This window comes from Pseudomonas sp. MN1F (genome assembly GCF_009391885.1).
GTDB lineage: Bacteria > Pseudomonadota > Gammaproteobacteria > Pseudomonadales > Pseudomonadaceae > Aquipseudomonas.
Genome location: NZ_VZII01000031.1, coordinates 62,245 through 86,522, shown reverse-complemented (window position 1 = coordinate 86,522; position 24,278 = coordinate 62,245). Strand labels below are relative to the sequence as shown.

At 62.9% G+C, this 24,278-nt stretch carries 28 protein-coding genes; 10 read left to right on the top strand and 18 right to left on the bottom strand.

Annotation, left to right across the window (positions count from 1 at the left end):
* Positions 1-212, top strand: a 212-nt coding sequence (locus tag F6X59_RS16045; protein ID WP_306109985.1) for an NAD(P)-dependent oxidoreductase, incomplete at its 5' end; no start/stop codon positions are given.
* Positions 213-218: 6 nt separating this feature from the next.
* Here F6X59_RS16045 and F6X59_RS16040 read toward each other — a convergent pair.
* Positions 219-1,766 carry a glucosyltransferase domain-containing protein gene (locus F6X59_RS16040; protein WP_178120096.1) on the bottom strand — a complete coding sequence of 516 codons (1,548 nt, stop codon included), beginning with the start codon at positions 1,764-1,766 and terminating at the stop codon, positions 219-221.
* 90 nt (positions 1,767-1,856) lie between these two features.
* The gene (locus F6X59_RS16035; protein ID WP_152957058.1) at positions 1,857-2,759 is read right to left on the bottom strand and encodes a DMT family transporter; all 903 of its coding nucleotides are present in this window, start codon (positions 2,757-2,759) and stop codon (positions 1,857-1,859) included.
* Between the two features lie 147 nt (positions 2,760-2,906).
* Between F6X59_RS16035 and F6X59_RS16030 the strand changes: the two genes are divergently transcribed.
* Positions 2,907-3,782, top strand: a complete 876-nt coding sequence (locus tag F6X59_RS16030; RefSeq protein ID WP_152957057.1) for an AraC family transcriptional regulator — start codon at positions 2,907-2,909, stop codon at positions 3,780-3,782.
* Positions 3,783-3,797: 15 nt separating this feature from the next.
* Here F6X59_RS16030 and F6X59_RS16025 read toward each other — a convergent pair whose 3' ends face one another.
* The 6 genes from F6X59_RS16025 to F6X59_RS16000 form a co-directional block, all read right to left on the bottom strand.
* Positions 3,798-6,188: a TonB-dependent receptor gene (locus tag F6X59_RS16025; RefSeq protein ID WP_152957056.1), complete on the bottom strand. Its 2,391-nt coding sequence runs from the start codon at positions 6,186-6,188 to the stop codon at positions 3,798-3,800.
* 103 nt (positions 6,189-6,291) lie between these two features.
* Positions 6,292-7,272, bottom strand: a complete 981-nt coding sequence (locus tag F6X59_RS16020) for a FecR domain-containing protein (RefSeq protein WP_152957055.1) — start codon at positions 7,270-7,272, stop codon at positions 6,292-6,294.
* Entirely contained in the window at positions 7,269-7,820 is a 552-nt protein-coding gene (locus tag F6X59_RS16015; RefSeq protein WP_152957054.1) for an RNA polymerase sigma factor, read from the bottom strand. Before F6X59_RS16015 ends, F6X59_RS16020 begins: the two co-directional genes overlap by 4 nt.
* A gap of 4 nt (positions 7,821-7,824) precedes the next feature.
* Complete coding sequence (locus tag F6X59_RS16010; protein WP_152957053.1) at positions 7,825-8,151, bottom strand: DUF3325 domain-containing protein; 327 nt, start codon at positions 8,149-8,151, stop codon at positions 7,825-7,827.
* Positions 8,145-9,722, bottom strand: coding sequence for a PepSY domain-containing protein (locus tag F6X59_RS16005; protein ID WP_152957052.1), 1,578 nt, complete (start codon positions 9,720-9,722; stop codon positions 8,145-8,147). Before F6X59_RS16005 ends, F6X59_RS16010 begins: the two co-directional genes overlap by 7 nt.
* Complete coding sequence (locus tag F6X59_RS16000) at positions 9,719-10,024, bottom strand: DUF3649 domain-containing protein (protein ID WP_152957051.1); 306 nt, start codon at positions 10,022-10,024, stop codon at positions 9,719-9,721. Before F6X59_RS16000 ends, F6X59_RS16005 begins: the two co-directional genes overlap by 4 nt.
* A 270-nt stretch (positions 10,025-10,294) precedes the next feature.
* Here F6X59_RS16000 and F6X59_RS15995 point away from each other — a divergent pair, with 270 nt between their 5' ends.
* Together F6X59_RS15995 and F6X59_RS15990 are read left to right on the top strand one after the other, a co-directional pair.
* Positions 10,295-10,642 (top strand): HPF/RaiA family ribosome-associated protein, encoded by a 348-nt coding sequence (locus F6X59_RS15995; RefSeq protein WP_152957050.1) that lies wholly within the window; start codon positions 10,295-10,297, stop codon positions 10,640-10,642.
* Positions 10,643-10,767: 125 nt separating this feature from the next.
* Positions 10,768-11,070, top strand: a complete 303-nt coding sequence (locus tag F6X59_RS15990) for a DUF3509 domain-containing protein (RefSeq protein ID WP_152957049.1) — start codon at positions 10,768-10,770, stop codon at positions 11,068-11,070.
* 3 nt (positions 11,071-11,073) lie between these two features.
* Here F6X59_RS15990 and F6X59_RS15985 read toward each other — a convergent pair whose 3' ends face one another.
* The gene (locus F6X59_RS15985; RefSeq protein WP_346653576.1) at positions 11,074-11,544 is read right to left on the bottom strand and encodes a phosphate-starvation-inducible PsiE family protein; all 471 of its coding nucleotides are present in this window, start codon (positions 11,542-11,544) and stop codon (positions 11,074-11,076) included.
* A 297-nt stretch (positions 11,545-11,841) separates the two neighbouring features.
* On the opposite strand from F6X59_RS15985, the gene F6X59_RS15980 reads away from it, so the two are divergent.
* On the top strand, positions 11,842-12,108 hold the full coding sequence (locus F6X59_RS15980; protein ID WP_152957048.1) for a YebG family protein: 267 nt from the start codon (positions 11,842-11,844) through the stop codon (positions 12,106-12,108).
* A 129-nt stretch (positions 12,109-12,237) separates the two neighbouring features.
* Here F6X59_RS15980 and F6X59_RS15975 read toward each other — a convergent pair whose 3' ends face one another.
* Positions 12,238-12,495, bottom strand: coding sequence for a hypothetical protein (locus tag F6X59_RS15975; RefSeq protein WP_152957047.1), 258 nt, complete (start codon positions 12,493-12,495; stop codon positions 12,238-12,240).
* Between the two features lie 349 nt (positions 12,496-12,844).
* On the opposite strand from F6X59_RS15975, the gene F6X59_RS15970 reads away from it, so the two are divergent.
* Complete coding sequence (locus F6X59_RS15970; RefSeq protein WP_152957046.1) at positions 12,845-13,720, top strand: WYL domain-containing protein; 876 nt, start codon at positions 12,845-12,847, stop codon at positions 13,718-13,720.
* 20 nt (positions 13,721-13,740) lie between these two features.
* On the opposite strand, the gene F6X59_RS15965 is transcribed toward F6X59_RS15970, so the two are convergent.
* Positions 13,741-14,760 carry a Glu/Leu/Phe/Val dehydrogenase dimerization domain-containing protein gene (locus F6X59_RS15965; RefSeq protein WP_085675006.1) on the bottom strand — a complete coding sequence of 340 codons (1,020 nt, stop codon included), beginning with the start codon at positions 14,758-14,760 and terminating at the stop codon, positions 13,741-13,743.
* A gap of 123 nt (positions 14,761-14,883) precedes the next feature.
* On the opposite strand from F6X59_RS15965, the gene F6X59_RS15960 reads away from it, so the two are divergent.
* Positions 14,884-15,690, top strand: coding sequence for a SirB1 family protein (locus tag F6X59_RS15960; RefSeq protein ID WP_152957045.1), 807 nt, complete (start codon positions 14,884-14,886; stop codon positions 15,688-15,690).
* Here the strand turns inward: F6X59_RS15960 and maiA are convergent.
* Genes maiA through hmgA form a run of 3 tightly spaced genes read right to left on the bottom strand, consistent with a single transcriptional unit; the run spans position 15,684 to position 18,925 of the window.
* Positions 15,684-16,316: a maleylacetoacetate isomerase gene (gene maiA / locus F6X59_RS15955; RefSeq protein WP_152957044.1), complete on the bottom strand. Its 633-nt coding sequence runs from the start codon at positions 16,314-16,316 to the stop codon at positions 15,684-15,686. The genes F6X59_RS15960 and maiA overlap by 7 nt on opposite strands.
* An 11-nt stretch (positions 16,317-16,327) precedes the next feature.
* Complete coding sequence (fahA, locus tag F6X59_RS15950; protein WP_152957043.1) at positions 16,328-17,620, bottom strand: fumarylacetoacetase; 1,293 nt, start codon at positions 17,618-17,620, stop codon at positions 16,328-16,330.
* Between the two features lie 3 nt (positions 17,621-17,623).
* Positions 17,624-18,925 carry a homogentisate 1,2-dioxygenase gene (hmgA, locus tag F6X59_RS15945; protein WP_152957042.1) on the bottom strand — a complete coding sequence of 434 codons (1,302 nt, stop codon included), beginning with the start codon at positions 18,923-18,925 and terminating at the stop codon, positions 17,624-17,626.
* A 114-nt stretch (positions 18,926-19,039) separates the two neighbouring features.
* Between hmgA and F6X59_RS15940 the strand changes: the two genes are divergently transcribed.
* Positions 19,040-19,822 (top strand): IclR family transcriptional regulator, encoded by a 783-nt coding sequence (locus tag F6X59_RS15940; protein ID WP_152957041.1) that lies wholly within the window; start codon positions 19,040-19,042, stop codon positions 19,820-19,822.
* A 259-nt stretch (positions 19,823-20,081) separates the two neighbouring features.
* Here the strand turns inward: F6X59_RS15940 and F6X59_RS15935 are convergent, their stop codons facing one another.
* From F6X59_RS15935 to F6X59_RS15925, 3 genes are all read right to left on the bottom strand, one after another.
* On the bottom strand, positions 20,082-20,987 hold the full coding sequence (locus tag F6X59_RS15935) for an alpha/beta fold hydrolase (RefSeq protein WP_152957040.1): 906 nt from the start codon (positions 20,985-20,987) through the stop codon (positions 20,082-20,084).
* Between the two features lie 176 nt (positions 20,988-21,163).
* Positions 21,164-21,850 carry an LrgB family protein gene (locus F6X59_RS15930; RefSeq protein WP_152957039.1) on the bottom strand — a complete coding sequence of 229 codons (687 nt, stop codon included), beginning with the start codon at positions 21,848-21,850 and terminating at the stop codon, positions 21,164-21,166.
* Positions 21,840-22,226 carry a CidA/LrgA family protein gene (locus F6X59_RS15925; RefSeq protein ID WP_110639429.1) on the bottom strand — a complete coding sequence of 129 codons (387 nt, stop codon included), beginning with the start codon at positions 22,224-22,226 and terminating at the stop codon, positions 21,840-21,842. Before F6X59_RS15925 ends, F6X59_RS15930 begins: the two co-directional genes overlap by 11 nt.
* Positions 22,227-22,325: 99 nt before the next feature.
* Between F6X59_RS15925 and F6X59_RS15920 the strand changes: the two genes are divergently transcribed.
* Entirely contained in the window at positions 22,326-23,204 is an 879-nt protein-coding gene (locus F6X59_RS15920) for a LysR family transcriptional regulator (protein ID WP_152957038.1), read from the top strand.
* 28 nt (positions 23,205-23,232) lie between these two features.
* Here the strand turns inward: F6X59_RS15920 and F6X59_RS15915 are convergent, their stop codons facing one another.
* Positions 23,233-23,688 carry a flavodoxin gene (locus F6X59_RS15915; protein WP_152957037.1) on the bottom strand — a complete coding sequence of 152 codons (456 nt, stop codon included), beginning with the start codon at positions 23,686-23,688 and terminating at the stop codon, positions 23,233-23,235.
* A 105-nt stretch (positions 23,689-23,793) separates the two neighbouring features.
* Here F6X59_RS15915 and F6X59_RS15910 point away from each other — a divergent pair, with 105 nt between their 5' ends.
* Positions 23,794-24,222: a PAS domain S-box protein gene (locus tag F6X59_RS15910; RefSeq protein ID WP_103449064.1), complete on the top strand. Its 429-nt coding sequence runs from the start codon at positions 23,794-23,796 to the stop codon at positions 24,220-24,222.
* Positions 24,223-24,278 lie beyond the last annotated feature (56 nt).

The following is a 24,278-nucleotide window of genomic DNA, read 5'->3' as shown; positions in this document are numbered from 1 at the left end:
GTGGCGCCGGCCTGGATGTGTACGAGAAGGAGCCGCTGAGCGAGTCGCCACTGTTCCAGCTGCCCAATGCGCTGACCTTGCCGCACATCGGTTCGGCGACTGCCGAAACCCGTGAGGCCATGGCCAACCGGGCGATGGACAACCTGCGTGCGGCGCTGCTCGGCGAGCGGCCGCGCGATCTGGTGAATCCGCAAGTGTGGAAGGGCTGCTGAACCGCACTATTCGTGGCGCAGGCCTGGAAGTGCATGAGAAGGAGCCGCTGAGTTGACCGGCGGCGCCTTCATCAGCACATATCCTGTGTTGCCCACTCTGTGAATCTCGTAAAGCGCTCGCTCGACCACAGGGATCGGGCTGAGGTCCAGTACTTGTCGACGGCTCATCGGCGCAGATCCGCCCAGTGCCGGTCCGACATTGGCAACGCCGGCAAAGGTCAACATCTCGGGCAGCACCATCACGTAACCATTGACACCCTGTACATGGGTCAGCACCGGTAGCGTCCGGAACAAGCCTTGTGCACTTGGCAACCAGCGTTGGCTGATCCATTGCCCGTCCAGGTAGTAGCGGTCCAATGAGCCCAGCTCGCTCCTTGAAAACAGATCCTGAGCAATCGAATGAGCCAGGGCCTGGTTCAATTCCTTCTGCATCGACTGCACCCGCCCGTACGCGAACGCGATCGACAGCATGAACAAACTGGGGATCAGCAAAATTGCTATCTGGATGCGCGGCAATCGCATCAATGCGCGTTGCACCAGTAACAGCACCATCACGCAAGCGACCCCGAACCCCATCAACGTCCGGGCAGCGTGATCATAATCGGCAAATAGAAGCATGACGCCTGTGATCGAAACATAGATCACAGGTACCGGCAACAAGAGAGCCACCGTCAACCCCAACTGCTCCCATCGTGAACACGGCCGCCGCCAAAGGCATGCCAACTCTGTCACGAGGGCAACGCCTGCCAATACCAGCAAAGCTTCCATGAACAAGGTTGTCTGGGGCGTGGCCAGCAGACGTAGGTCAGCGCAAACATCTGACAAACGTCCTCTGATCAGCTCCGGCCAGTGCCCATCGAAAGTAAGCAAGCTACCTCGCGGCACCGTGATCATCCTTGAGCAGGCCACGTAATAGAGCAAGCAACCCGCCATCAGCTGTGTCAGTCGCTGCGCTGCCTGACGCCTGATGCAACTGAACGACGCCCCATCCATTACTTGACGCATGATGTCCAGGCAGCACAAGCCAATGAACACATTGACGGCGACCTGATAGAAAGCCACCGCCGTGGCCACCAGCAGGCATCCCAGAAACCAGGACTTCATGGCTTCGGTAGTTACCGTGATGGCCAGGATACTCGCCATCAGCGCCAGCGCCATGGCGGCGCCGTCAAACTGATAGGACAGGTTCTGCAGGAAAAAAGGCTGGTACCACAAGGGCAGTAACACCAGTACGTGGGCAACAGACGGTGTCGAGTACCAATGCCGACCAAGCCGGGCGAGCGAGTAGGCAACGATTGGCAGTGCGAGTAGCAATGGCAGCGGATCGATGTTTGGCGCACCATTGGCAAACCCCAGAAAGGCCAACAGGGCAGCGGTCAATGGTCGTCCTTGGCTGGTCCAGTCATTTTCAGCAAGAACGGTGCGCCAGTAATCGTCCAGATACAAGTGATCGGCCATGAGCAGCGGCACGATATGAAACGCCAACGCCAGCGAGATGATCAGCCATACCTGGTTGAATGCAAGAGATTGGCTTCCTGCCTGTGTAGATGACATGGGCTGATCCCAAATGAACTGCGCTCGACAATTCTGAATCGGGATACTCGGACACACACCTGTCATTTCTACCAGTTGTCAAACGTGCATTCAGCGTGTGGCCTCGATCACAACCGAAGGTCTGACCCTGACTTTACGAAAGACCAGCACATTGCCCGCCATCACCGCCACCAGCCCCAATAGCGCCGGTGTCGTCCACTGATAGCCCTCGGCAAATGCCGATACGTTCAGCGCCACCAGCGGGAACAGCACGGTGCAGTAGGCCGCCCGCTCCGGCCCCATGCGCCCGACCAGGGTCAGGTAGGCGGTGAAGCCGATCACCGAGCCGGGGATGACCAGATACAGCAGCGAACCGATGTAGCGGGTGTTCCATTCCATGGCGAAAGGGATGCCGCTGACGAGGCAATACACCGCCAGCATTGCCGCGCCATAGAGCATGCCCCAGGCATTGGTGGTCATGGGCTTGAGCCCGGCCTTCTGCTGCATGCTGGAAAGCATGTTGCCAGCCGAGAAACACAGCGTGCCAAGCAGTGCCAGGCCAAGACCGTAGAGGGTTTCACGGCTGGCCGCGTGGTGCGACAGCTCGGGCCAGAACAGCAGGCCCAGGCCGAGCAAGCCAAGCGCACCGCCCGCGAGGACATTGCTGGCGATCTTCTGGCCAAAGAAGATCCGGGCATTGAGGGCATTCCACAAGGTGGCGGTGGAGAACACCACGGCGATCAGGCCGCTGGCGACCCATTGGCTGGCGGTGAGGAAGCACATGAAGTTGACACAGAACAGGCACAAGCCCTGCGCCAGGCAGATCAGGTGGCCACGCCGGTTCATCGACTGCAAGCGGCGGCTGAGCAGAAGAATGGCGAACAGGATCAGGCCGGCCAGGGCGAAGCGGTAGACGATCGACACCGGGATGGCGACTACGCCCAGTTGCAGTTTCAAGGCAATCCAGGTGGTGCCCCAGATCAGGACGGTGAGCAGGTACAGGGACAGGTTCATGGCGGCGGTTCCTTGGGCCTTTCAGATTCAACGCCATCAGTGTTCTCCCTGCCCACCGCCATGCGCTTGCACAAACTTGCGCTTTTCGCTCACAGGTGGCTGTCAGCGACAGATTGGCGCAGTAGGATGAGCCCAGAGGAACCGCCCATGACCCCGCTCACCCAGCTGCAAGTGTTCAACGCCATGCACGCCTCGCCCAACGCCCGGCTGGAGCTGAGCGCGCACTTGGGCGACGGGCTGGCGGCAGCGTTGTGGAGCAACCGCGACGACGCGCGCGACTACCAGGCACCGAGCCATCACACGCTGTCGTGCTACATCGCCGACGGCACCGGCACCTTTCGCCGCCAGCGCCCGGCCGACAAGGGCGCGCCAAACAAGCTGTGCATCATGCCGGCGGGGCAAGAGTCGAACTGGGTGGTGAACGGTGCGATTCGCCTGGCCCATTTGTACATCAGCGAAGCGCAGTTCGCCCTGGGCTGTGTGCGCCTGCTCGACCGTGAGCCACGTGAACTGCAGCTGCAGGAAGCGACCTTCCTCGATGACCCGCAGCAAGCCGTGCGTTTTCGCCAGTTGATCACCCTGGACTGGGATGAGCCCGCCGAACGGTTGCTGGCCAGCAGCCTGGCCCACGAGATCGTCGACCATGCCGTGCTCAGCCAGGTTGGCCTGCGCCAGGGGTTGCGCCTGAAAGGCGGGTTGGCGCCGAGCCTGCGCCGGCAACTGGTGGAGTACATCGAGGCGCACCTCGACCAGCCGATTACCCTGGGTGAACTGGCACTGCGCTGCAACCTGTCCGAGTATCACTTTGCGCGGATGTTCCGCACCAGTTTCGGCTTGCCGCCGCATCAGTACCTGCTGGCGCGACGGTTGCACCGGGCCTGCCAGTTGTTGCGCCTGGGTGAGGTGCCGTTGGGCCAGGTGGCACTGCTGTGCGGGTTTGCCAGTGCCAGCCATTTCAGCAATCGCTTTCGCCAGGCGTTCGGTGCAACCCCTGGCGAGTATCGTATGGCCATTCGCGGCTAAAGCCGCTCCCGCAGGTCAGAACTCGAAGGTGCTGGACAGGCTCACCTGCCGCGCATCGCCAATGGCGACGAAATACTGGTTCACCGCCGAGCTGTAGTAGACCTTGTCGAACAGGTTCTTCATGTTCAGTTGCAGCCGCACATTGTGCTCGTCAAGCTTGGTCTCGTAGCTGGCGAACGCGTCAGCCACGGTGTAGCTCGGCAGGTCGAAGGTATTGGTCGAGTTCCCTGGCCGCTCGCCCACATAACGCGCCCCGGCCCCCACACGCAGGCGATCGCCGCCAAACAGGCTGCCGAAGTCATACACCGCCGACAGCGAACCGCTATGCCGGGCCACGTTCTGCAGGCGGTTGCCCTCAAGGTCGGGGTCCTTGGTCACCTTGGCATCGGTATAGGCGTAACTGCCGATCAGGCTCCAGCGCTCGCTGAGCTGCCCGGTCAAGTCAAGTTCCACGCCGCGTGAGCTGACTTCCCCGGCGCTGCTGTAGACCGTCTCGCCGGTGCCACTGTCGAAGTTGGAAACCAGCACGTTGCGCTTGGTGATATCGAACAGCGCCAGGGTCCCGGTGAGGCTGCCCGGCATGTCCAGCTTGGCGCCCAGCTCCCAGGACTTGCCCTCCTCCGGCGCCACCGACGAATCCAGCACCACGCCACCGGTCAGCGGGGCGATGCTGGAGTTGGGCTTGAATGACTCGCTGTAGCTGCCATACAACGACAGCTGCTCATCGACCTTGTAGACGATGCCCGCGTGCGGCACCCAGGCTTGGCCGTTGCTGTCGGTATTGGCCTTGAACGGGCGGCCACGGCCGGCGTACTGGTCGTACTGCTGGTAACGCGCCCCTGCCACCAGAATCCAGTGCTCGTCCAGGTGCAGTGCGTCCTGCACGAACAAGGCGTCGGTGCGCAGCTTGTCGGTCTGGTCGCTGTCGCTTGCACGCACCGTGGTGCCCTCCACTTCCTGGCCGTAGACCGGGTTTACGTAGCTGAAGGTAGATCGAGCGGTCTGACGGATCAGGTCGCCACGAAAGATCTTGCGGTCTTCGTGGTCGATGCCAAACAGCAGGTCATTCTGCATGCCGGCCAGTTCGACATTGCCATTGAGGCTGAGGGTGACGAACTGGTCGCGGCTCATGGCGTTGTGGGTGCCGTCGATGCTGCGCGTCAGCGTGCCCTTGGCCTCGTTCACAGCGGTAACGCGAACCTGGCTGGCATCGTAGGTCTCGCGGTTGAAGCTGTAGCCCAAGTGCAGTTTCCAGTCGTCGGCCAGTTGGTGGTCGACCTCCAGGCGGTACAGGTCGGAGCGCCCCTCCATGTCGTTGAACGGTTCGTCCAGGCGGCGGGTAGCCGGAATGTCCAGCGGGTGGCCGTTGCTGCCGAATGCCGTACCGCGGTCGAACGGGTAGAGGAATTCACGGTGCTCGTAGGCCAGCACCACCTGAGTGTCGTCGCCGAGCCAGGCCAGCGACGGTGCTACCAACGACTCGCGGTGCACGCCGAAGTTGCGCCAGTAGTCCTCATCCTCGTGATCGACGATCAGGCGGTAGGCGAAGTTGCTGTCGCCCAGCGCGCCGGTGCTGTCGAAACCACCGCCGCTGCCGTTCTTGCCGCTGCCGTAGGTGGAACCGCGTACCGTCAGGGCGTTGTACTGCTGCAGTTGCGGGCGCTTGCTGACCACGTTGATCACCCCGCCCGGGTCCTGGATGCCATACAGCAGCGAGGCCGGGCCCTTGAGCACTTCGACCCGCTCGGTGCTGGCACTGAGGTTGCGGCCCTGCACCAGCGGCATGCCGTCACGCATGATCGAGCCATCGCGGTTGTCACCGAAGCCGCGCTTCATCACCGTGTCGGAGGTGCCACCGAAGTTGTTGCCTTGGGTGATGCCGCTGACGTTGGCCAGGGCGTCGTCGAGGTTGCGTGGGGCCTGGTCGCGGATGACCTGGGCCGGCACAACGTTGATCGCTTGGGGGATGTCCTGGGACGGGCCCTGGCCGCGCATGATCGAGGCACTGGCGGGCGGCTGATAACTGTAACTGTCCATCTGCGAGGTCACGGTGGTGGCCTGCAGGTTGAGGGCGCCGGAGGTATCCACAGGTTCGAGCGTCAGGGTGCGTGCGTCGAGGCGGCGCCAGGTCAGGCCGCTGTTGCCCAGCAACTGTTGCAGGGCCTCTTCGGCGCTGAACGCGCCGTTGACGGCCGGGGCCTGCACGCCGGGCAATTCGAGGGTGTAGACCACACTCTGGCCAGTGGCACGGCTGAAAGCGTTGAGGGCTTGGGCCAGCGGCTGGCTGGCCATGGCGAAGCTGTGCAGCTGGCGTTGCTCGGCGGCCATGAGGCCAGGGGCAGCGGTGATGGCCGAGCATGCAGAAAGGCCGAGCCAGAGGGGAACGCAACGCGGGGTGAACTTCATGGACGCTGACCTGTGAGAGGGCTATTACTGCGAATGAATCGCACTTCCACTCATTACACGGATGCCAACTCCAGTTACCTCACCCACTTGTGAAGTTTTTTTGTCAGCGGATAACGGTCAGCCGCCCCAACAAGGTTTGCCGCGAGAAACCCAGCACCTTGCCCAGCGAGTCCAGTGCCGCCAGAGGCTCATCCACCGGGAAGCTGCCGCTGACCTTGCGCTGCGCCAACTCGCCGTCGAGCAACACGATGCGGCCGGGGTAGTAGCGGCCCAGGTCTGCCACCACCTGCGCCAGCGGCACCTGGTAGTAGTTCAGCCAGCCTTGGCGCCAGGCCAGGCGGCTGTCGCTGTCCACGCTCGCCAATTCGCCTGCATGCCCGTCGGCAAAGGCCAGTTGCTGGTTGGCCGTCAGTACCTGACCGGCCTGCCCAGCCGCCGGGATAACTGCCACACGCCCGCTACGCACGATGACCTGCGCACCCTGCCCCTGGTCACGCACTTCGAACTGCGTCCCCAGCACCCTTACCTCGCCGCCAGCGGCCTCTACCACGAATGGCTGACCGGTGTGGGTAACCTGGAAGAACGCTGCGCCATGCAACAGGCGCACGCGGCGTTCACCCTGCTGGAAGTCGACGGCGATGGCGCTGCCCGCATCCAGGGTCACCTGCGACTGGTCCGCCAGGGTCACCTGGCGAATCGCATCACTGCTGCTGAAATCGGCCTGCAGGTTCAGCAACCAGTCACTCGGCCGCCAGCCACCCGCCATAGTCACAGCCAGCACCAGGCACGCCGCAGCCAACGCCATACCGGCGCGCCGCCAATGGCCTTTGCCAGGCGGCTTGGCCATGGCCCGCAAGTAGTGTTGCAGGTCTGCGTGTTGTTCCTCGGCCAGACGCGCTGCCGGTGCTTCGCTGAGCTGCCACAGCAACTGGGCCTCGGTATAGGCTTCGCGATGCTTCGGGTCCTCCAGCAACCAGCGTTTGAACGCTGCGCTGTGCGAAGCCGCTGGCTGTTGGTTGATCCGCATCAGCCACTGCAAGGCCGCCGCGGACTGCGCAGCGGTGATCGGGTCTGGATGGCTCATCGGCGGGCGCTCCCAGGCCTGCGAGTGAAGGTCGCGGGCTCGGCAACACTCGCCTTGCACGCTTCGAGGGCGCGCATCATATGCTTCTCCACGCTGCTCTGGGAAAGCTGCATGGCGTTGGCGATTTCACCGTACTTGCAGCCGTGGACGCGGTTGAGCAAAAAGATCTGCCGGGTGCGCTCAGGCAGCGCTCGCAGGGCGGCTTCCACACGCTGCAGGTCATGATCGACCTCGACGGCCTGCTCCGGCGCCTGGGCCTGGCCCGCTTCACCCAGCGGTAGCAAGGCTTCAGCGACGCGTTCTCGGCTGCCCTCACTGCGCAGGTGATCGATGGCCAGGTTACCGGCACAGCGCAACAGGTAAGTGTCGAGCGCCTCGACCTTGACCTCGGGGCGGCGCCAGAAGCGCAGGAACAGCTCCTGGACCAGGTCGGACGCGGTGGCACGGCAGCCGACCCGGCGGCTGACCAGCGCCTCCATGCGCGCACGCTGGGCCTGGAACACCTCGACGAAACGCGCGCGGGTGCTTTCGCTGTCGGTTTCGCTCATGGCATCACCCGGCAAACACGGCCAACAGTGGGCCCAGCACCAGGCTGACAGCAGCCAGGCCCAGCAGCACACGTGGCAAATAGGGCAAGCCGAACACCCAAAGAGTGACGCCGGCCATCAACAGCGCGAACCACTCCACCAGACCATGAGCCCAACCACGCCATTGAACGCAGAGGACCAGCGACAGCATCAGCAGCAGCCAGCCGCCAACGCGCAATGCACGCAACTGACCGTGGCCAGGCTTGCGCTTGAGCAGCTCGCTGAAGTGCTTTTCCATCGCCAGGCACAGCGCGGCGAAACCGGCGAAACCGATCAGGGCAATGCTCAGCATCGCTGCACCTCGACCCTTTCGGGCGAAACCTTGGCCGCCTTCGGCGCACATTTTGCGACGGGCTTCGGTGGGCGCAGCATCTTGCTCGCAACCCAGGCCAGGAACAGCCCACACGCCAGGGCGGCAAGGTCGAACCCGGCCATGGCCCAGTCGCCAGCTGGCACAGAGACGTTCAAGCCTTGACCGGTGCTCAGGGCGTTGAGCAAGGGCAACAGGGCGAAAGCCAGTGCGCCCAGTGCCAGTTGCTCGGCCCAGGCCTTGCGCCCCGGGCGCAGCACGGCATGCAGCAGCGACGCCAGCCAGACCAGGAAGAACGTGTTCACCTCCCAGTCGGCCCGTCCTTGCAGTGCCACCGGCAGCAACCGGTTGGACCAGAAGAAGCCGGCCACGGCCAGGACCAGGCCGCTCATGCTGGCGATGTTGAGCACTTCGACCAGGCGCAGTTCGCCCGGCAGGCGTTCACTCTTGGCATGCTTGAGCTGGCGCTTGCCCAGCCACATCACCAGGCCGGTGCCGATCACCGCCGTGCCGGCGAGCCCGAAGGCGAAGTACAACCAGCGCAGCCAGGGCCCGGCGTAATTGCCCATGTGCAGGCCCGCGAAACTGAAAGAGGTCAACATCGTGGCGCTTTCCGGTGCGCCCTGTTGCAGCAGTTCGCCGGTGGCACCATCGAAGGTCCAGCTGGCACTGCGCTTATAGGGGACGTTGTCCGCCGACGACTGGGTAAAGGTAACCCGTGCGTTGCGATCACCCGCGTTCTGTACCTGGATGAAGCCCATGCGCGCCCCCGGCACTTGCGCCTGGACCTTGGCATAGAGGTTCGCCAGCGGCACCAATGGCGTGGCGACATTGGCCACCTTCGGCGCCTCGTCGCGGCCGAACAGGTCATTGAAATAACCGCTGGTATTGCCATAGCTGGCCATGATGCTGGCCGGCATGACCATGTACATGAACAGCACCAGGCTGCTGTAGCTGATCATCAGGTGGAACGGCAGCACCAGCACGCCGATGGCGTTGTGGCCATCCAGCCACGAGCGCTGGCCCTTGCCAGGGCGGAAAGTGAAGAACTCCTTGAAGAGCTTCTTGTGGGTGATGATCCCGGTGACCAGCCCCAGCAGCATGATGAAGGCGCACAGTGTCGACAGCCAGCGGCCCCACGGATACGGCATCTGCAGTTCGAAATGGAAGCGGTAGAAGAACTCGCCGCCACGGCTGTCACGCGCCGCGACCGGCTGCCCGTTCTGTGCGTCCAGAGCCTTCCTGACAAAGCCCCGGCGCCCGCCCTCGGGGTCACGCCAGCCCACGCTCAAGGCGGCGTCGCGCTCGCTCGGCAGGCGGATCATCCAGCTGCCCGAGTGCGCGGCGTTGCTCTCCAGATAGCGCTGGGCCAGGCCCAGGCTGGCGACCGGGTCGAGCGCATGGCGGCGCACTTCCGGCTGCGCCCAGTGGCTGACCTCCTGCTTGAAATACGACAAGGTGCCAGTGAGAAAGATGGCGAACAGCAGCCAGCCGAAGATCAGGCCGGTCCAGGTGTGCAGCCAGGCCATGGCCTGGCGGAAGCCTTCCTTCATGGGTTTTTCATCCAGTAGGCGAACCCACCGAGCAGCCCCAGCACCAGGCTCGGCAGTAGCACGCCAAGCCAGGCACGCAAGGCGCTGCGGCAGGCGAAGCACCAGATGAAGGCCAGCAGGTAGAACACGAACGAGAGCATCAGGCCGGTCAGCGTGGCGTCGACCTGGGGCAATGGCAGCAGCAGGGCCAGGCAGACACTGATCGACGACGCCAGCAGATAGCCGCCCAGCACCGCCGCCAGGCTGCGTGAAACCACGGCCAGGCGATAGCTGAGAGGGGGTCCGGCGGCGGAGCGTTTCATGGCGAGGGTCCGGGGAGTGGGGATGCAATAGTAATGAGTTTAATTCTCATAAGCAAAATCTCTATGGGGGCTGTCGGGTGTTCGCCGACAGGCGCTGCAAGGGTCGCGGCGAACCCCTCTACTGAATTTGCAACAACAAATTTATTTTCAAAAAGGGGTTGTATTCGTCTCGCCGTTGCCTGACCTTAGAGTCAAGAGGCGCAGAAATACCAAGGCCCTCAATGGCCTAGGCACGCCTCCATGCGAGCAAGCTGAATAAGGATTGGAATCATGCAAATCCAGGTCAACAGCAGCAACCATATCGAAGGCAACATCCGTCTCAACGAGTGGGTCCGCAGTACGCTGGAAGCCACCCTCGAACGCTATGACGACGACCTCACCCGCATCGAGGTGCATCTGCGCGACGAGAACGGCGCCAAGCCCGGCCTACATGACAAACGCTGCCAGTTGGAGGCTCGCCCGAAAGGCCATCAGCCGATTTCCGTGACCCATACCGCCACCTCACTGGACCTGGCGGTCGACGGTGCCGCCAGCAAGCTGAACAATGCGCTGGAACACTTCTACGGCAAGCTGCGCAGCAAGCGCGGTGCACTGGAACTGAGTGACCCCGAGGCCTGACCATCTGCAAGAACCAACAACGCCCGGCCTGTGCCGGGCGTTTTCGTTTGCAGCGATCAATGGGCGTGAACCAACCTGCGGGTTTTCCGGTCAATTTCTGCAGTCATTCATTGCAGACCCCGACCATGAACAACCCATTCGAACAGATCAGCGCCGCCTTCGCCCCGGAATACCGGGTCAACCTGAGTATCGAACGGCTGGACGGCAGCATCATGCTGACCCTTTCCGACGACGCCGGCGTGGTCGCCAAGCGCCTGATCAGCCAGGCCCAGCGCAACGACCCGGTGCGCCTGCAACGGGTCATCGACAGCATCCGCCTGGGCCTTGCGATCGAACTGGGGCAGAACCCGTTGCAGGTCCTCGCCGCGCTGACCCGTGGCAGCCACCACGAGCCTTGTCACCTGACGGCCGTCGGCCTGGCCAACTGAGGGCTACTTGCCCTCCTCCACCTCATTGCCGCTGGCGTCCAGCACCTTGGTCGAGGGGTAGCGGTACGAGGCGTAGCGCACCACCAGGATCGAGAACGCCAGCAGCAAGATGCCCCCGCACACGTACAGCAGCCCTTCGTCCGGCGCCTTGTGGTGCGACACATCGCCGATCAGCAGGCGCGTCAGCGCGGTGATCGCCACATACAGCAGGAAGCGGATCGGCATGTGGTTGGTCTTGAAGTAGATACCGACCATCGCCCCGAGCTCCAGGTAGATGAACAGCAGCAGGATGTCATCGACGCTGACCCCACCCTTGCCGAGCATGTCCAGGAAGGTCACAACCGCCGCGTAGGCGGTAATCGCGCCAATGCCGAACAGCGCCAGGTAGTGGAACGCTTCCACACACAGGTTGCCCAGCGCGTCGGCCGAGCCGTGCAGGCCCTTGCGCAGTTTTTCAGCCCATTTGATATCCACGATGTGCGATTCCCCGATACGACATGAAGGATGATGCGTCACGCCTGTGACGCTTGTGCCATGCAGTTAAAGGGCCAGGCCCCTGCCTTGGAAGGCGACCGATTGCCGCAAGGCACGGGCGGCGTGCGAATTCAGCACAGCTACAATTTCTGGTTGCGAAATGACTGCCTTGCCATTACTGTATATCGATACAGTATCAGGTAATGGCATTCTGCCCGACTGCCTGGATAGCAACTGAACCGCAAAGCAGCAGGCGCACGAAAGCGCCCCCTGCTACCACTGACCGAGAGGCCTCGTATGGCTGTTGAGATTCTTTACCGCAGCACGCGCGATTTGGAGACCACGTTCTTGGACCGCAAACTCGCAGACGCCCATGACCAGATGCTGGAACTGGCCGAGGTGCTTACTCAGGTTCTGGTGAAACATGTACCTGGGCTGGATGAAAACATTGCCGAAGAGGCAAGCATCTTCATGGCCAAGAACCGAGCGGTGTTTGCTGCGGCGTTCAAGAGCAATGCGGCGGCGTTGGCTGACCTGGATACAGCGGAAAAAGGGGGCGAGTAAGCCCCCCTCGAAAGCGTTGCAACCGTGCGATTCGAGGCGAGGGGCTAGACACCGGCCACCTTCGCTCGGCTCACGGCACGTATGCCCGCAGCAAACCTTGATCCGCTCACGTCTTTTCATGCCCCTTCCTTACCCTTGGGCCGGGATCAACTCCTGCAAAAGCACCACCTTCCTCTGCAGTTGCTCGATCTGTGCCTGCTCTGCGCGCAGCGCCGAGCGCAGCTCGCGGTTCTCTGCCTCCCAGATCTGCGCCCAACGCGCGTTCTTCTGGCAGGCAAGCCCCATCTTCCACAGTTCGTGCAGCCTCAAACTCTGATACAGCAGCACCAGCAGAATGATGCCCATCACCACAACTGCACCTGTCGCAATCACTTCCCACATACCCATTTCCTTTTCCTTGAGTGAGCCGATGTGCCCTGAAGACGAGGAGAATATATGTAGAGTTTGAAGACAGATCTAGAATGTAGACTTATACAGGTAAACTACTCATGCACGTTGGGAGGCTTCAAGGAAGCGGTTTTCGGGTAGGGCATCCGGAGCAAAAGTAGCTTTTTGACATCACCACCAAAGGGAGCCGTCCAAGCAGCAAAGGCATGTGATGGGCCAATGCACCGGGCGCGACCCAAAAACACGTAAGGTCAAGATCATGACAAGACCATACGATAGACGTGACCTTAAACTTTACACATAATCACGCTTTCGATATGCCGCCCGGCATGCTTTCTCAGGAGAGGCCATGAAACGCAAGCAAACCGTCGAGCAGGTACGCTGGGACCTGGCACTGCGCTACAAGCTGATCGAGACCGTCGCCTGGTGGGAAGGCCGCCTGACCACCGGCCATCTGATGCAGAGTTTCGGCATCAGCCGGCAGCAGGCATCCAAGGACATCAATACCTACATCACCGAGCATGCGCCGAAGAATCTGGCGTATGACAAACAGCTCAAGGGTTATGTACCCAGCAAGCAGTTCAAGCCCAAGTTCATCGAGGACAGCGCAAGCGCTTACTTGCACCTGCTGTATCAGAACGGTGAACGCGCCCCGCACATTGACGGCCTGGCACTGGCCTATGCCCACACCAAGGTGCTGGAGGTGCCGGACCGGCCCATTCGGCCGGAGGTTCTGCGCCCCCTGCTCAAGGCCTGCCGTGAAGGCCTGCGCCTGGAAACCGAGTACGTGTCACTCAACACGCCAAATGTCGAGGTGCGCCTCATCGCGCCGCACACGTTGGTCTACACCGGCATGCGCTGGCATGTGCGGGCGTACTGTGAAAAGAACGGCCAATATCGCGACTTCGTACTCAGCCGTTTGCGCGGGCAGCCGGACCTGCTGGATGAGTCACCCAACACCCGGGCACAGGACGAAGACTGGAATGCCGAGATTCCGGTGATCTTCGAGCCCGATGGGCGTTTGAGCGAGGCGCAGAAGGCGATCATCGAAGCCGACTTCGGCATGATTGAAGGGCAGCTGGTCGTGCCTAGCCGCAGGGCTCTGGTGAAGTATGTGCTGCAGCGTTATCAGATCGACCCACGCAATGTGGCGACCAGCCCTGAAGCGCAACAGATCGTGGTCGCCAACCTCAAGGACCTGAGGCCATGGCTGATGCATGATTGAGGCACCCTGCAGCCGGGCCCTCAACCGTACAGCAAGCGCTCGGCCAGCATCTGCGCCACCCTGGCCGGCGAGCGCTTTTCCGCCTGGGCATGGCCGAACACCTCGGTCAGCCGCGTCGGTATCCGCGCCAGGTGCGCGGTGATGGTGCCCAGGTCACCTCCGCGATGCTTCAGCGCCACGTAGATCAGGCCGCCGGCATTGATCACATAGTCGGGGGCATACAAGATGCCGCGCGCCTCCAACTGATCAGCCACCTGCAAGGTGGTCAGCTGATTGTTTGCCGCCCCCGCCACCGCCGCACAACGCAGTTGCATCACCGTCTGGCCATTGAGCACCGGCCCAACGCCACAGGGCGCGAAAATATCGCAGGGGGTGCTGATCAGGGCGTCATTGGTTACCGGATGAGCATTGAACTGCTCCACCGCCAGGCGCACCCGGCCAGGGTCCAGGTCGCTGACCAGCAACTCCGCGCCCGCCGCATGCAGCTGCTCGGCCAGTGCATAACCAACATTCCCAAGCCCCTGCACGGCCACGCGCAGGCCTTCGAGGTTGCTGCTGCCCAGGCGTGCCTGAGAGGTGGCACGGATGCCAGCGAACACGCCCATGGCGGCATGCGGTGACGGGTCGCCGGAAGCCGTGGTACTGGTGACATGCGGTGTGCTCTGGGCGATGCAGTCCATGTCCAGGGTCGAAGTACCGCTGTCCACGGCAATGATGAATCGCCCCTGCAGGGTATCGATGAAACGGCCGAACGCCTCGAACAGTGCCGCGCGGTTTTCCACATGCGGGTTGCGCATGATCACCGCCTTGCCGCCACCCAACGGCAAGCCCGCCAGTGCGGCCTTGTAGCTCATGCCCTGGGCCAGGCGAATGGCGTCGGTCATGGCGCTCTCGTCATCGGCATAGGGTAGGTAGCGGCAACCACCCACCGCCGGGCCCAATTTCTCGCTGTGAATCGCCACGACGGCCTTGAGGCCAGTGGGCGGGTCAATGAACAGGTGCAGCGACTGGGTACGGGTGCTTTGCATCAGCGCGAACATCGACGGGCTCCCCAACGAGGTGCTCCTACCAGTATAGGCACGCGCCAGATGCCGACACTGCGGGCGGACCACTGGACGAATCCACGCCCCGCAGCTAATACTCAAGCGTGTGTGGAGAACCCCATGAAGCCACGTCAAGCCTGCCTGGCCTGCCTGGAGCGCGAGCCGGTCGCCCTGCTGGAAGCTGCGTTGTGGATCGCCGTCGAGCATGATCGAAAGGTCGAGCCTGCGGCCAGCCTTGCCACACTGCAAAACCTGCAAGGGCAGATCAGTGCCTGCCTGCCCATGCTGCCGTTGTCCGAACTGGCCCAGCCGCTGCTGCGCCAGCTCAATGCACTGGGTTTTCAGCAGGACGAATACCACCCCCTGCGCCCGCAAGCAGCGTTGCTGGACAAGGTACTGCAACGCCGACGCGGCCAGCCCCTGGCCCTGGCCATCCTTACCCTGGAACTGGCCCGGCGCCTGTCGATACCACTGGAAGGCGTGGCGTTCCCTGGGCACTTCCTGTTGCGCGTGCCCGGTGCCGATCACCTGCTCGACCCTTGCGGGGGCCGCCGCCTGTACCCCAATGATTGCCGCGAGTTGCTGGCGCGCCAGTTCGGCCCGCATGTGCCGCTGACGGCCGAACACCTGCGCAGCGCCAGCGCCACGCAGATGCTGCAGCGCCTGTCGCGCAACCTGCGCCAGTTGCATATCAGCAACGACAATCACCTGGCCGCGCTGATCGACGCCGAACGGGTCATGCAACTGGGCCCGGCCCAGGTCAGTGACTACATGACCCGCGCAACGCTGTATCAACACCTGGACTGCCCCCAGGCCGAACGTTTCGACCTGGAGCATGCCTTGCTGCTGACCGACGATCCGGTCCAGCGCCTGAAGCTCTCCGAACGTATCGGCAAACTACCGACGGTGAACCGTTCGCTTCACTGAGCCGGCGTGTCCACCTGACAGGACGGATGCGCCTTGGCGAACGCCGGATGCCCCTTGGCCAGTGCCGCGACCCGGGCGATGCGTGGATAGCGGCTGAGGTCGATATTGAAGCGCTCGGCCGCGTACAACTGCGGAATCAGGTACACATCCGCCAGCCCCGGCTCATCACCAAAGCAATAACCATGATCGCCAATCAACTGCTCCACGGCGCCCAGCCCCTGGCCTATCCAGTGTGCAATCCACTGATTGACCTGTGCCTCGTCATGGCCCAGCTGGCGCAGTTGGTTGAGCACACTCACGTTGTGCAATGGATGCACATCGCAGCCGATGATCGCCGCCACACCACGCACCTTGGCACGTATTGCAGCGCCAGCCGGCAGCAACGCCGGCTGTGGATAAACCTCTTCCAGGTACTCGATGATCGCAGGCGACTGCACCAGCAGTTCACCGTCGTCGGTGCGCAAGGCCGGCACCCGGCCTTGCGGGTTCACCGCGACGTAAGCATCACCGCGCTGGTCGCCCTTGAGCAGGTTGACCGGCAGGGCCTGGTACGCCAGGCCCTTCAACGCCAGGGCAATGCGCACCCGGTAGGAAGAGGTGGAACGGTAATAGGTATACAGCTCCATGGCCTGCTCCCTCAGTTGGCCGCGATGACCTTGCCGCGGCATTCGCCGAAGCCGATGCTGGCCACGCCATCACGCTTGCAGCGGGCACGCAGGATGATTTCGTCACCGTCTTCGAGGAACTTGCGGATTTCACCACTGGCCAGCTCCACCGGCTGTTTGCCGCCCACGGTGGTCTCCAGCAGGCTGCCGTACGAATCAGGAGAGGCACCCGACAGCGTGCCGGAACCGAACAGGTCGCCAGGCTGCAGCTGGCAGCCGTTGACACTGTGATGGGCGATCAGCTGGGCCACGGTCCAGTACATGTTCAAGGTGTTGCTCAAGGCCAGGCGCTGAGCCGGCATACCCTGCTCGCGCATGCGCTCGGTGAGCAGCAGCACTTCCAGTTCGATATCGAAGGCGCCATTGGCCTGGTCACGCTGATCGAGCAAGTAAGGCAGCGGCTGCGGGTCGCCTTCCGGACGGGCCGGCTGAGCACAGCGGAAGGGCTCCAGGGCCTCGGCGGTGACTACCCACGGCGAAATCGTGGTGATGAAACTCTTCGACAGGAACGGGCCCAGTGGCTGGTATTCCCAGGCCTGGATATCCCGCGCCGACCAGTCGTTGAGCAGGCACAGGCCGGCAAGGTGCTGATCAGCTTCGGCGATAGGAATGGCCTGGCCCATGTCGTTGCCCTGGCCGATCCAGATGCCCAGCTCCAGTTCGTAGTCCAGCCGCGCGCAGGGGCCGAAGCTCGGCTCGGTGTGGCCGGCCGGCAGAGTCTGGCCTTTCGGGCGCCGGACCTCGGTACCCGATGGGCGCAAGGTCGAAGCGCGGCCATGGTAGCCGATCGGTACGTACTTGTAGTTGGGCAGCAGCGGGTTGTCGGGGCGGAACAGCTTGCCAACGTTGGTGGCGTGCTGGATACCGACGTAGAAGTCGGTGTAGTCGCCGACCTTGGCCGGCAGGTGCAGCTGGCACTCACTGGCCGGATACAGCGCAGCCTTGAGCGCTGCCTGATGTTCGCTGTGTTCGCCCAGCAGCACCAGCAGACGCTCACGCAGCGCCACCCGGGCATCCCGCCCCAGCGCGAAGAACGCGTTCAGCGCACCGCCGCGGGTGGCTTGCACTGCTGCTTTGGCCTGGCCATCGAACAGGCACGCAGCCAACGCGGCTTCCAGGTCAAGGATGGCATCGCCGATAGCGACGCCACAGCGCAGCGCTTCACCTGGGCGACTGAAGATGCCCAGCGGCAGGTTCTGCAGCGGGAAGTCGCTGTGCCCGTTGGCGTGCTCGACCCAGCTACGGGCAATGGCGGTCTGGTTCATGGGTTATCTCCGGTTCGGGTTGAAGGTGCTCGGCAAGGTGGCCCAGCAACTATCGTAGTCGGCCTGCAACTGCGGGCTGTCGAGTGCCTGCAGGCTCGGGCGCAGCACCTGGCTGGTCTCGAACATGAAAGCCATGGTGTTGTCGATCTTGTGCGGTGCCAGCTCGGCGGCGATGGCCTTTTCGCAGGTTTCGGCATCCGGCCCGTGGGCGCTCATCACCCCATGCAGCGAGGCACCGCCCGGCAGGAAACCTTCGGCCTTGGCGTCGTAGGCACCGTTGATCAGGCCCATGAATTCGTTCATCAGGTTGCGGTGGAACCACGGTGGACGGAAGGTGTTCTCGGCCACCATCCAGCGCGGCGGGAAAATCACGAAATCCATGTTGGCCATGCCGTGCACACTGGTCGGGGAAGTCAGCACGGTGAAGATCGACGGGTCCGGATGATCGAAGCTGACCGTGCCGAGGGTGTTGAAACGGCGCAGGTCATACTTGTAGGGCACGTTGCTGCCATGCCAGGCGACCACGTCCAGCGGCGAGTGCTGCAGCTGACAGGCCCAATGCTCACCCAGGAACTTCTGCACCAGCTGCACCGGGCCATCACCTTCTTCGTAGTGCGCCACCGGGGTGAGGAAATCACGCGGGTTGGCCAAGCCATTGCTGCCGATCGGCCCCAGGTCAGGCAGGCGCAGCGGCGCGCCGTGGTTTTCGGCAATGTAGCCGCGGGCCTGGCCATCGGGCAATTCGACACGGAACTTCATGCCCCGCGGAATCACGGCGATTTCCTGAGGCTCGACATCCATCACGCCCAGTTCGGTGGCGATGCGCAGGCGGCCCTGTTCCGGCACCAGCAGCAGTTCGCCGTCGGCGTTGAAGAACACCCGCTGCATGGAGCGGTTGGCGCGGTAGATGTAGATGCTGACCCCAGCCGGCTTTTCGGCGGCCGAGTTGGCCACCATTGGCAGCCAGCCTTCGATGAAATCGGTTGGCTCGCTGGGGATGGGCTGCGGGTTCCAGCGCAGGCGGTTGGGCGTGACCGCGCCCAGCGGGCCGCCCAATGGCTGGCGCTGCAGGCGCTCGAAGCGCGGGTGCAAGGCCGAGGGGCGGATGCGGTACAGCCAGGTACGGCGCAGTTCACTGCGGGCCATGGTGAACGCAGTGCCCGACAGCAGCTCGGCATACAAGCCGTAGGGAGCCTTCTGTGGCGAGTTTTGCCCGACCGGCAGGGCGCCAGGCAGGGCTTCGCTGGCGAATTCGTTGCCGAAACCGCTCAGGTACTGAAGATCGGGGGACGTGTCGCGGTTCATCGAAGCCTCCGGATTTTGTTTTTATCGTAATCTGATTACGAATAACGTAATTTGCTCCCCGCCAGGCGTCAAGCTATAAAGGCGCGACGCGAAAAATCCGGAAGCTTCCTACCCATGGCCAAAGCCAGCTCCCCCGCCGACAACGGCAAGCAGAAAGTCCGCTCGGCGGAAGTCGGCACCGACATCCTCAAGGCCCTCGCCGAACTGTCCCCGTCCACCTCGCTGTCGCGCCTGGCCGAGCATGTGCAGATGCCGGCAAGCAAGGTGCACCGCTACCTGCAGGCGCTGATCGCCAGTGGTTTTGCCGAGCAGGATGCCGCCACCAACCACTATGGCCTGGGGCGTGAGGCGTTGCGCGTGGGGCTGGCGGCACTGGGCAGCATCGATGTGCTGAAAGTGGCGGCGCTGCCGCTGTCGCAACTGCGCGATGAGCTGAACGAGAGTTGCTTCATCGCGGTATGGGGCAACCAGGGCGCTACGGTGGTGAGCATCGAGCCCGCCGTGCGTGCGGTCACGGTGGTGACCCAGATAGGCTCGGTGCTGCCCCTGCTCAGTTCCTCCACCGGCCTGGTGTTTGCCGCCCATCTGCCCGAGCGGGAGACCGTGGAGTTGCGTGACCGCGAACTGGCAGTGCTGCAGCAAAGCGCCAGCGATTACCAAGGCTTGCTGGCAGAGATCCGCGAACGGGGCTTGCACCACGTGCACGGCCTGTTGATGCCAGGTGTGGATGCGTTGTCTGCGCCGGTGTTCAACGCCATGGGGCAGATCGCGGCGGTGATGACGGTAGTCGGCCCGACCTCGATCTTCCATGCCGATGAACACGGCCCGGCAGCACAGCGCCTGCTGGCGGCAGCGCGGGACACCAGTTGGCGCATGGGCTACTCGCCAGCGGCCTGAAACACCCGCCCGGCACTGTTGCCCGAAACGTAAAGGTGAATGTCACAAGCCGCTATTTTTCCCACAGGATCAAGCGCTTATTCTTACCTCACTGGCCGGCATGAAGGGCTCTCCCCCCGCCTTTCAGGCCCGCGAGGTTCACCGACGTTGATTTTGAAGCTCCTTGATCTAACGTCTCGATTGGCCGCTGCGTTTGCAGCGGCCTTTTTTATGGGCGTGTGCATGGCTTGATAGGTGTAGCGCCTGTGAGATAGCGGGTTCAGGACCAAGCAACTTTCTGCGGCAGGTAGCTCAGCAACTGTTCGCGAAAGGCCAGGTAATGGCGCAGCACCTGCGCTGGCGCTTCGGTGTGCGGGTAATGGCCGATCCCTTGCAGTTGCACGATATCGGGGTTAGGCACCAGCTGCCGATAGCGCTCGACCATATCCGCGCCGGACAACGGGTCGGCGATGCCGTTTATGAACCGCAGCGGTACACCCTCGCGCTGCAATGCCCCGACCCAGCGCTCGCGATGCTGCCTGCGCTCAGGCTGGTAGCCCACCAGCTTGTGGAGGATGCGCGTGCCGTTGTTGGCGGCAATCAGGCTCCAGCAATCGTCCAGCGCGCTTTCACTGGGGTGGGTGCACGGGCCGTAGATCTGGGTCACGTTGCGCACCAGGTCGTCGCGCCCGAACGAACGCCCCACCAGCCAGCCCAGGCGGCTGAGCAGCAGCTTCTGGACCCGTGGTATCTGACAGCTTTCCGGGAACAGCCCACTGTTGAGGAACACGCAGCTGGCGATGTCGGCGCGCTGTTCGTGGTGGCGCGACAGCAGTTCCTGAGCCACGCTGCCACCGTAGTCGTGCGCCAGCAGGTGCATCGGCTGGTCAATGTCCAGATGCGTCAGCAGAGCCTGCTGCAGGTCCGCTTGCTCCATCAGGCTGTAGTAGTGGTTGAGTGGCTTGGCGGAATCGCCAAAGCCGAGCATGTCGCAGGCAATCACCCGGAAGCGCTGGCTCAGCGGAGCCCACAGGTAATGCCAATCCCAGCTCGCGGTGGGAAATCCATGCAACAGAAGCAGGGGCTCTCCTTGCCCTGCGGTCCAGTAGCGGATGCTCTGGCCCCGGAATGAAAAACTTTGTCCCCGGGTACGCCAGACGCGCAATGGAATCTCGGCCATAGGCATCAGAGTTGTCCCGGTGGAGTGGTGGTGTCGGAATAGGGCAAGGCTGCGGTCATTGCATGTCACCTCGGCACTTTCATGTGCTCTCTATGTCGAGGTTGAGTGTAATCAGCAGCCCAGCAGATGAAACTTGCGTTACCAGCCAGCTTGATGACCGAGCGGGTCAGTGGCACGAACGGTCACAGCAGGATCACCAGCAGCGGTGCGGCGAACAGGTTGAGCAGCCCGGTGAGGACCATGACCAGGCCGGCCACCGAACCCTCTTCACGGCCCACTTCCTGAGCCCGACTGACCCCGGCACCATGCGCGCCCACACCGAACAGTGCACCCCGCGCCAGCGGTGTACGCAGCGGCAACCAGCGCAGCAGCACGCCGCCGAACATCGCACCGAGCACCCCGGTGAACATCACGAATACCGCTGTCAGCTCTGGCACGCCGCCCAGGTCATGGGCCAGCGGCATGGCAAAAGGCGTGGTGATCGAACGCGGCACCAGCGACAGGCTGATCGCATCATCCAGTGCCAACAGGTGCGCCAGGCTCCACGAACTGGCGATCGACGCCGCGCTGCCCGCCACCATGCCCACCAGCAGCGCCGGCCAATGCCGCGCCAGCATCGCTCGCTGTTGCCAGATCGGCACGGCAAAGGCGACGGTCACCGGGCCCAGCACACTCATCAGCCAATGGGTGTTGCGCGAATATTCGGCGTAGGCCGTGTGCAGCGGCACGGCCACCGCCAACAGCAAGGCCGGGACCAGGATCAGTGGCGACATCAGGTAGCGCCCGGTGCGCCGATAGAGCCAGCGGCTGGCCAGGTAGGCCACCAAGGTCAGTGCCAGCCAGAACAGCGGCATGGGTTCAAGGCTCATGGCGCAGCCTCCAGCGGCAGACCAGTTCCACGGTCACGGCAGTCACCACCATGACCATCAGGGTACTCACAGCGATGACCAGCAGGATGCGCCAACCTTCGCTGCGCACCAGGCTGCCGTAATCGAGCAGGCTCATCAGGGCCGGGATGAAGAACAGCAGCATTTCCGCCATCAGCCAGCCAGCCCCCAGTTGCAAGGTGGCCGGCTTGAGCACGCCGCAGGCGAACAGCAGCAACAGCAGGCCCAGGCCCATCACCCCGCCAGGGATCGGCCAACCCAGCCAGGCGGCCAGTTGGCCACCGAACAGGAACAAGGCCAGCAGGACCGCCAGCTCGGCGAGCAGGCGCAGGGGCTTTTTCAATAATGCGGGTTTCATGGGCAGCGGTTCCTCGACAGGCCCTCATTTTAAGATTTGGCTGCCTAGGCCAAAAGCGAATTGTTAGACTTGCAGCCATTCCACAATGGAATCACGAGCATGGAATTCAAACAGCTGCGCAGTTTCATCGAAGTGGTCCATCGCGGCGGCTTTACCCAAGCCGCCCAGACCTTGCATATCAGCCAGTCCGCCGTGAGCAAGCAGGTCGCCCAGCTGGAGCAAGATGTGGGCCAGCCGCTGCTTGAGCGCCAGGCCTCGCAGCTGCATCTGACGGCCGCCGGGCGCATCGTGCTGGAGCGCGGCGAAGCGCTGCTGCGCCAGCGTCAGGAGCTGCTCAGTGAGCTGGACGATCTCAGCCAGATGGCGCGCGGCGAGTTGCGCCTGGGCTTGCCGATGCTGGGCAGCGATACCTTGTTCGCCGGGTTGTTCGCCGAATACCGCAGGCGCCATCCGAACATCGCCATTCAGTTGCTTGAAGGCGGCAGCCTTAGCATCGAACAGGCGGTGAGGAATGGCGAACTGGAGCTGGGCGGCAGCCTCACCCCGAGCGACCCGGCGTTCGAGTACCAGCCGTTTTGCAATGAACCATTGGATGCCCTGTTACCAACCGGGCATGCGCTGGCCGGGCTGGACCAGGTGAGCCTGAAGCAGTTGGCGGATACACCCTTCCTGCTCTACCAGCGCAGCTTCGTGCTCAACGATCGCTTGCTCAAGGCTTGCCAGCAGCAAGGCTTCACCCCGAAGGAAGGTGGCCGCAGCGGCCAGGCGGACTTCCTGGTGGCGCTGGTCGCGGCGGGCCAGGGCGTGGTGCTGCTGCCCCGTGTGGTAGCAAAAGCGCTGGAGCGCCCCGGGGTGGTGCGCTTGCCGCTGAGGGCGCCGACAGATCTGCGCTGGGATATCGCTTTCATCTGGCGGCGTGGAGCCTACCTGTCGCGCGCGGCACAGGCCTGGCTCGCATTGCTGCGGGAGCAAGCATGAGCCGGCCAGCGCAGGCTGACGAAATACCTCAGGCTTTCAGTGCTTGAGCAAGCGCTGCCAGCCATGGCTCGGCATCAGCTTCTGGAGTCACGGTCTCGCTGGCATCGAGCTTGAGCATCGGCAGCACTTCCCGTACCCCCAGCTCGGCAAACAGTTCGCGCAGCTGCTCGCCACCGCCGCAGTAGGTATCGCCATAGCTCGAATCACCCAGGGCAATCACCGCGCCCGGCAGCCCCCGCCAGGCCGCGGGCAGGGTGTCGCGAATGCTGCTGAACAGCGGCATCAGGTTATCCGGCAATTCACCCATGCCAGTGGTCGAAGTCACCGCGAGCAACGCTTCAGGGGCAAAACCCTCGAGATCCTGCTGGGTAGCACGGGCAGCATGCCAGGCTTCAAAGCCTGCAGCCTTGAGCAACGACTCGGCGTGGCGGGCAACTTCTTCGGCGGTGCCGTACACCGAGCCGGAAATAATGGCGACTTTCATCAGGAAGAGGATTCCGAAACTGAGTGAAAACGTAGGATACTAGCATTCGGCGCTGGCAAAAGGCCGGCTCTACCAAAGTCCCCTTCATTGCCCCATGGTCCGGACATGATCAACGCGCAGCTGCTGCAATCGATGGTCGACGCATCCAACGACGGGATCGTGGTCGCCGAACAGGAAGGCGACGACACCATCCTGATCTACGTGAATGCGGCCTTCGAACGCCTGACCGGCTATAGCCGTGACGAAATCCTCTACCAGGATTGCCGCTTCCTGCAGGCCGATGATCGCGATCAACTGGGCCGGGCACGCATTCGCAAGGCCTTGGCCGAAGGCCGTCCCTGCCGTGAAATACTGCGCAACTACCGCAAGGATGGCAGCGCGTTCTGGAACGAGCTGTCGATCACCCCGGTGAGGCACGATGCCGATCAGCGCACCTACTTCATCGGTATCCAGAAAGACGTCAGCCGCCAGGTAGAACTTGAGCGCGAACTGGCCGAAATGCACGCTCGTCGGAATTCCGACGAACGCGGCTGAACCAAGCGCTTTGAGCACGGTCAATTCCCGTTGAAGAAATCGTCATCACCGAGTTC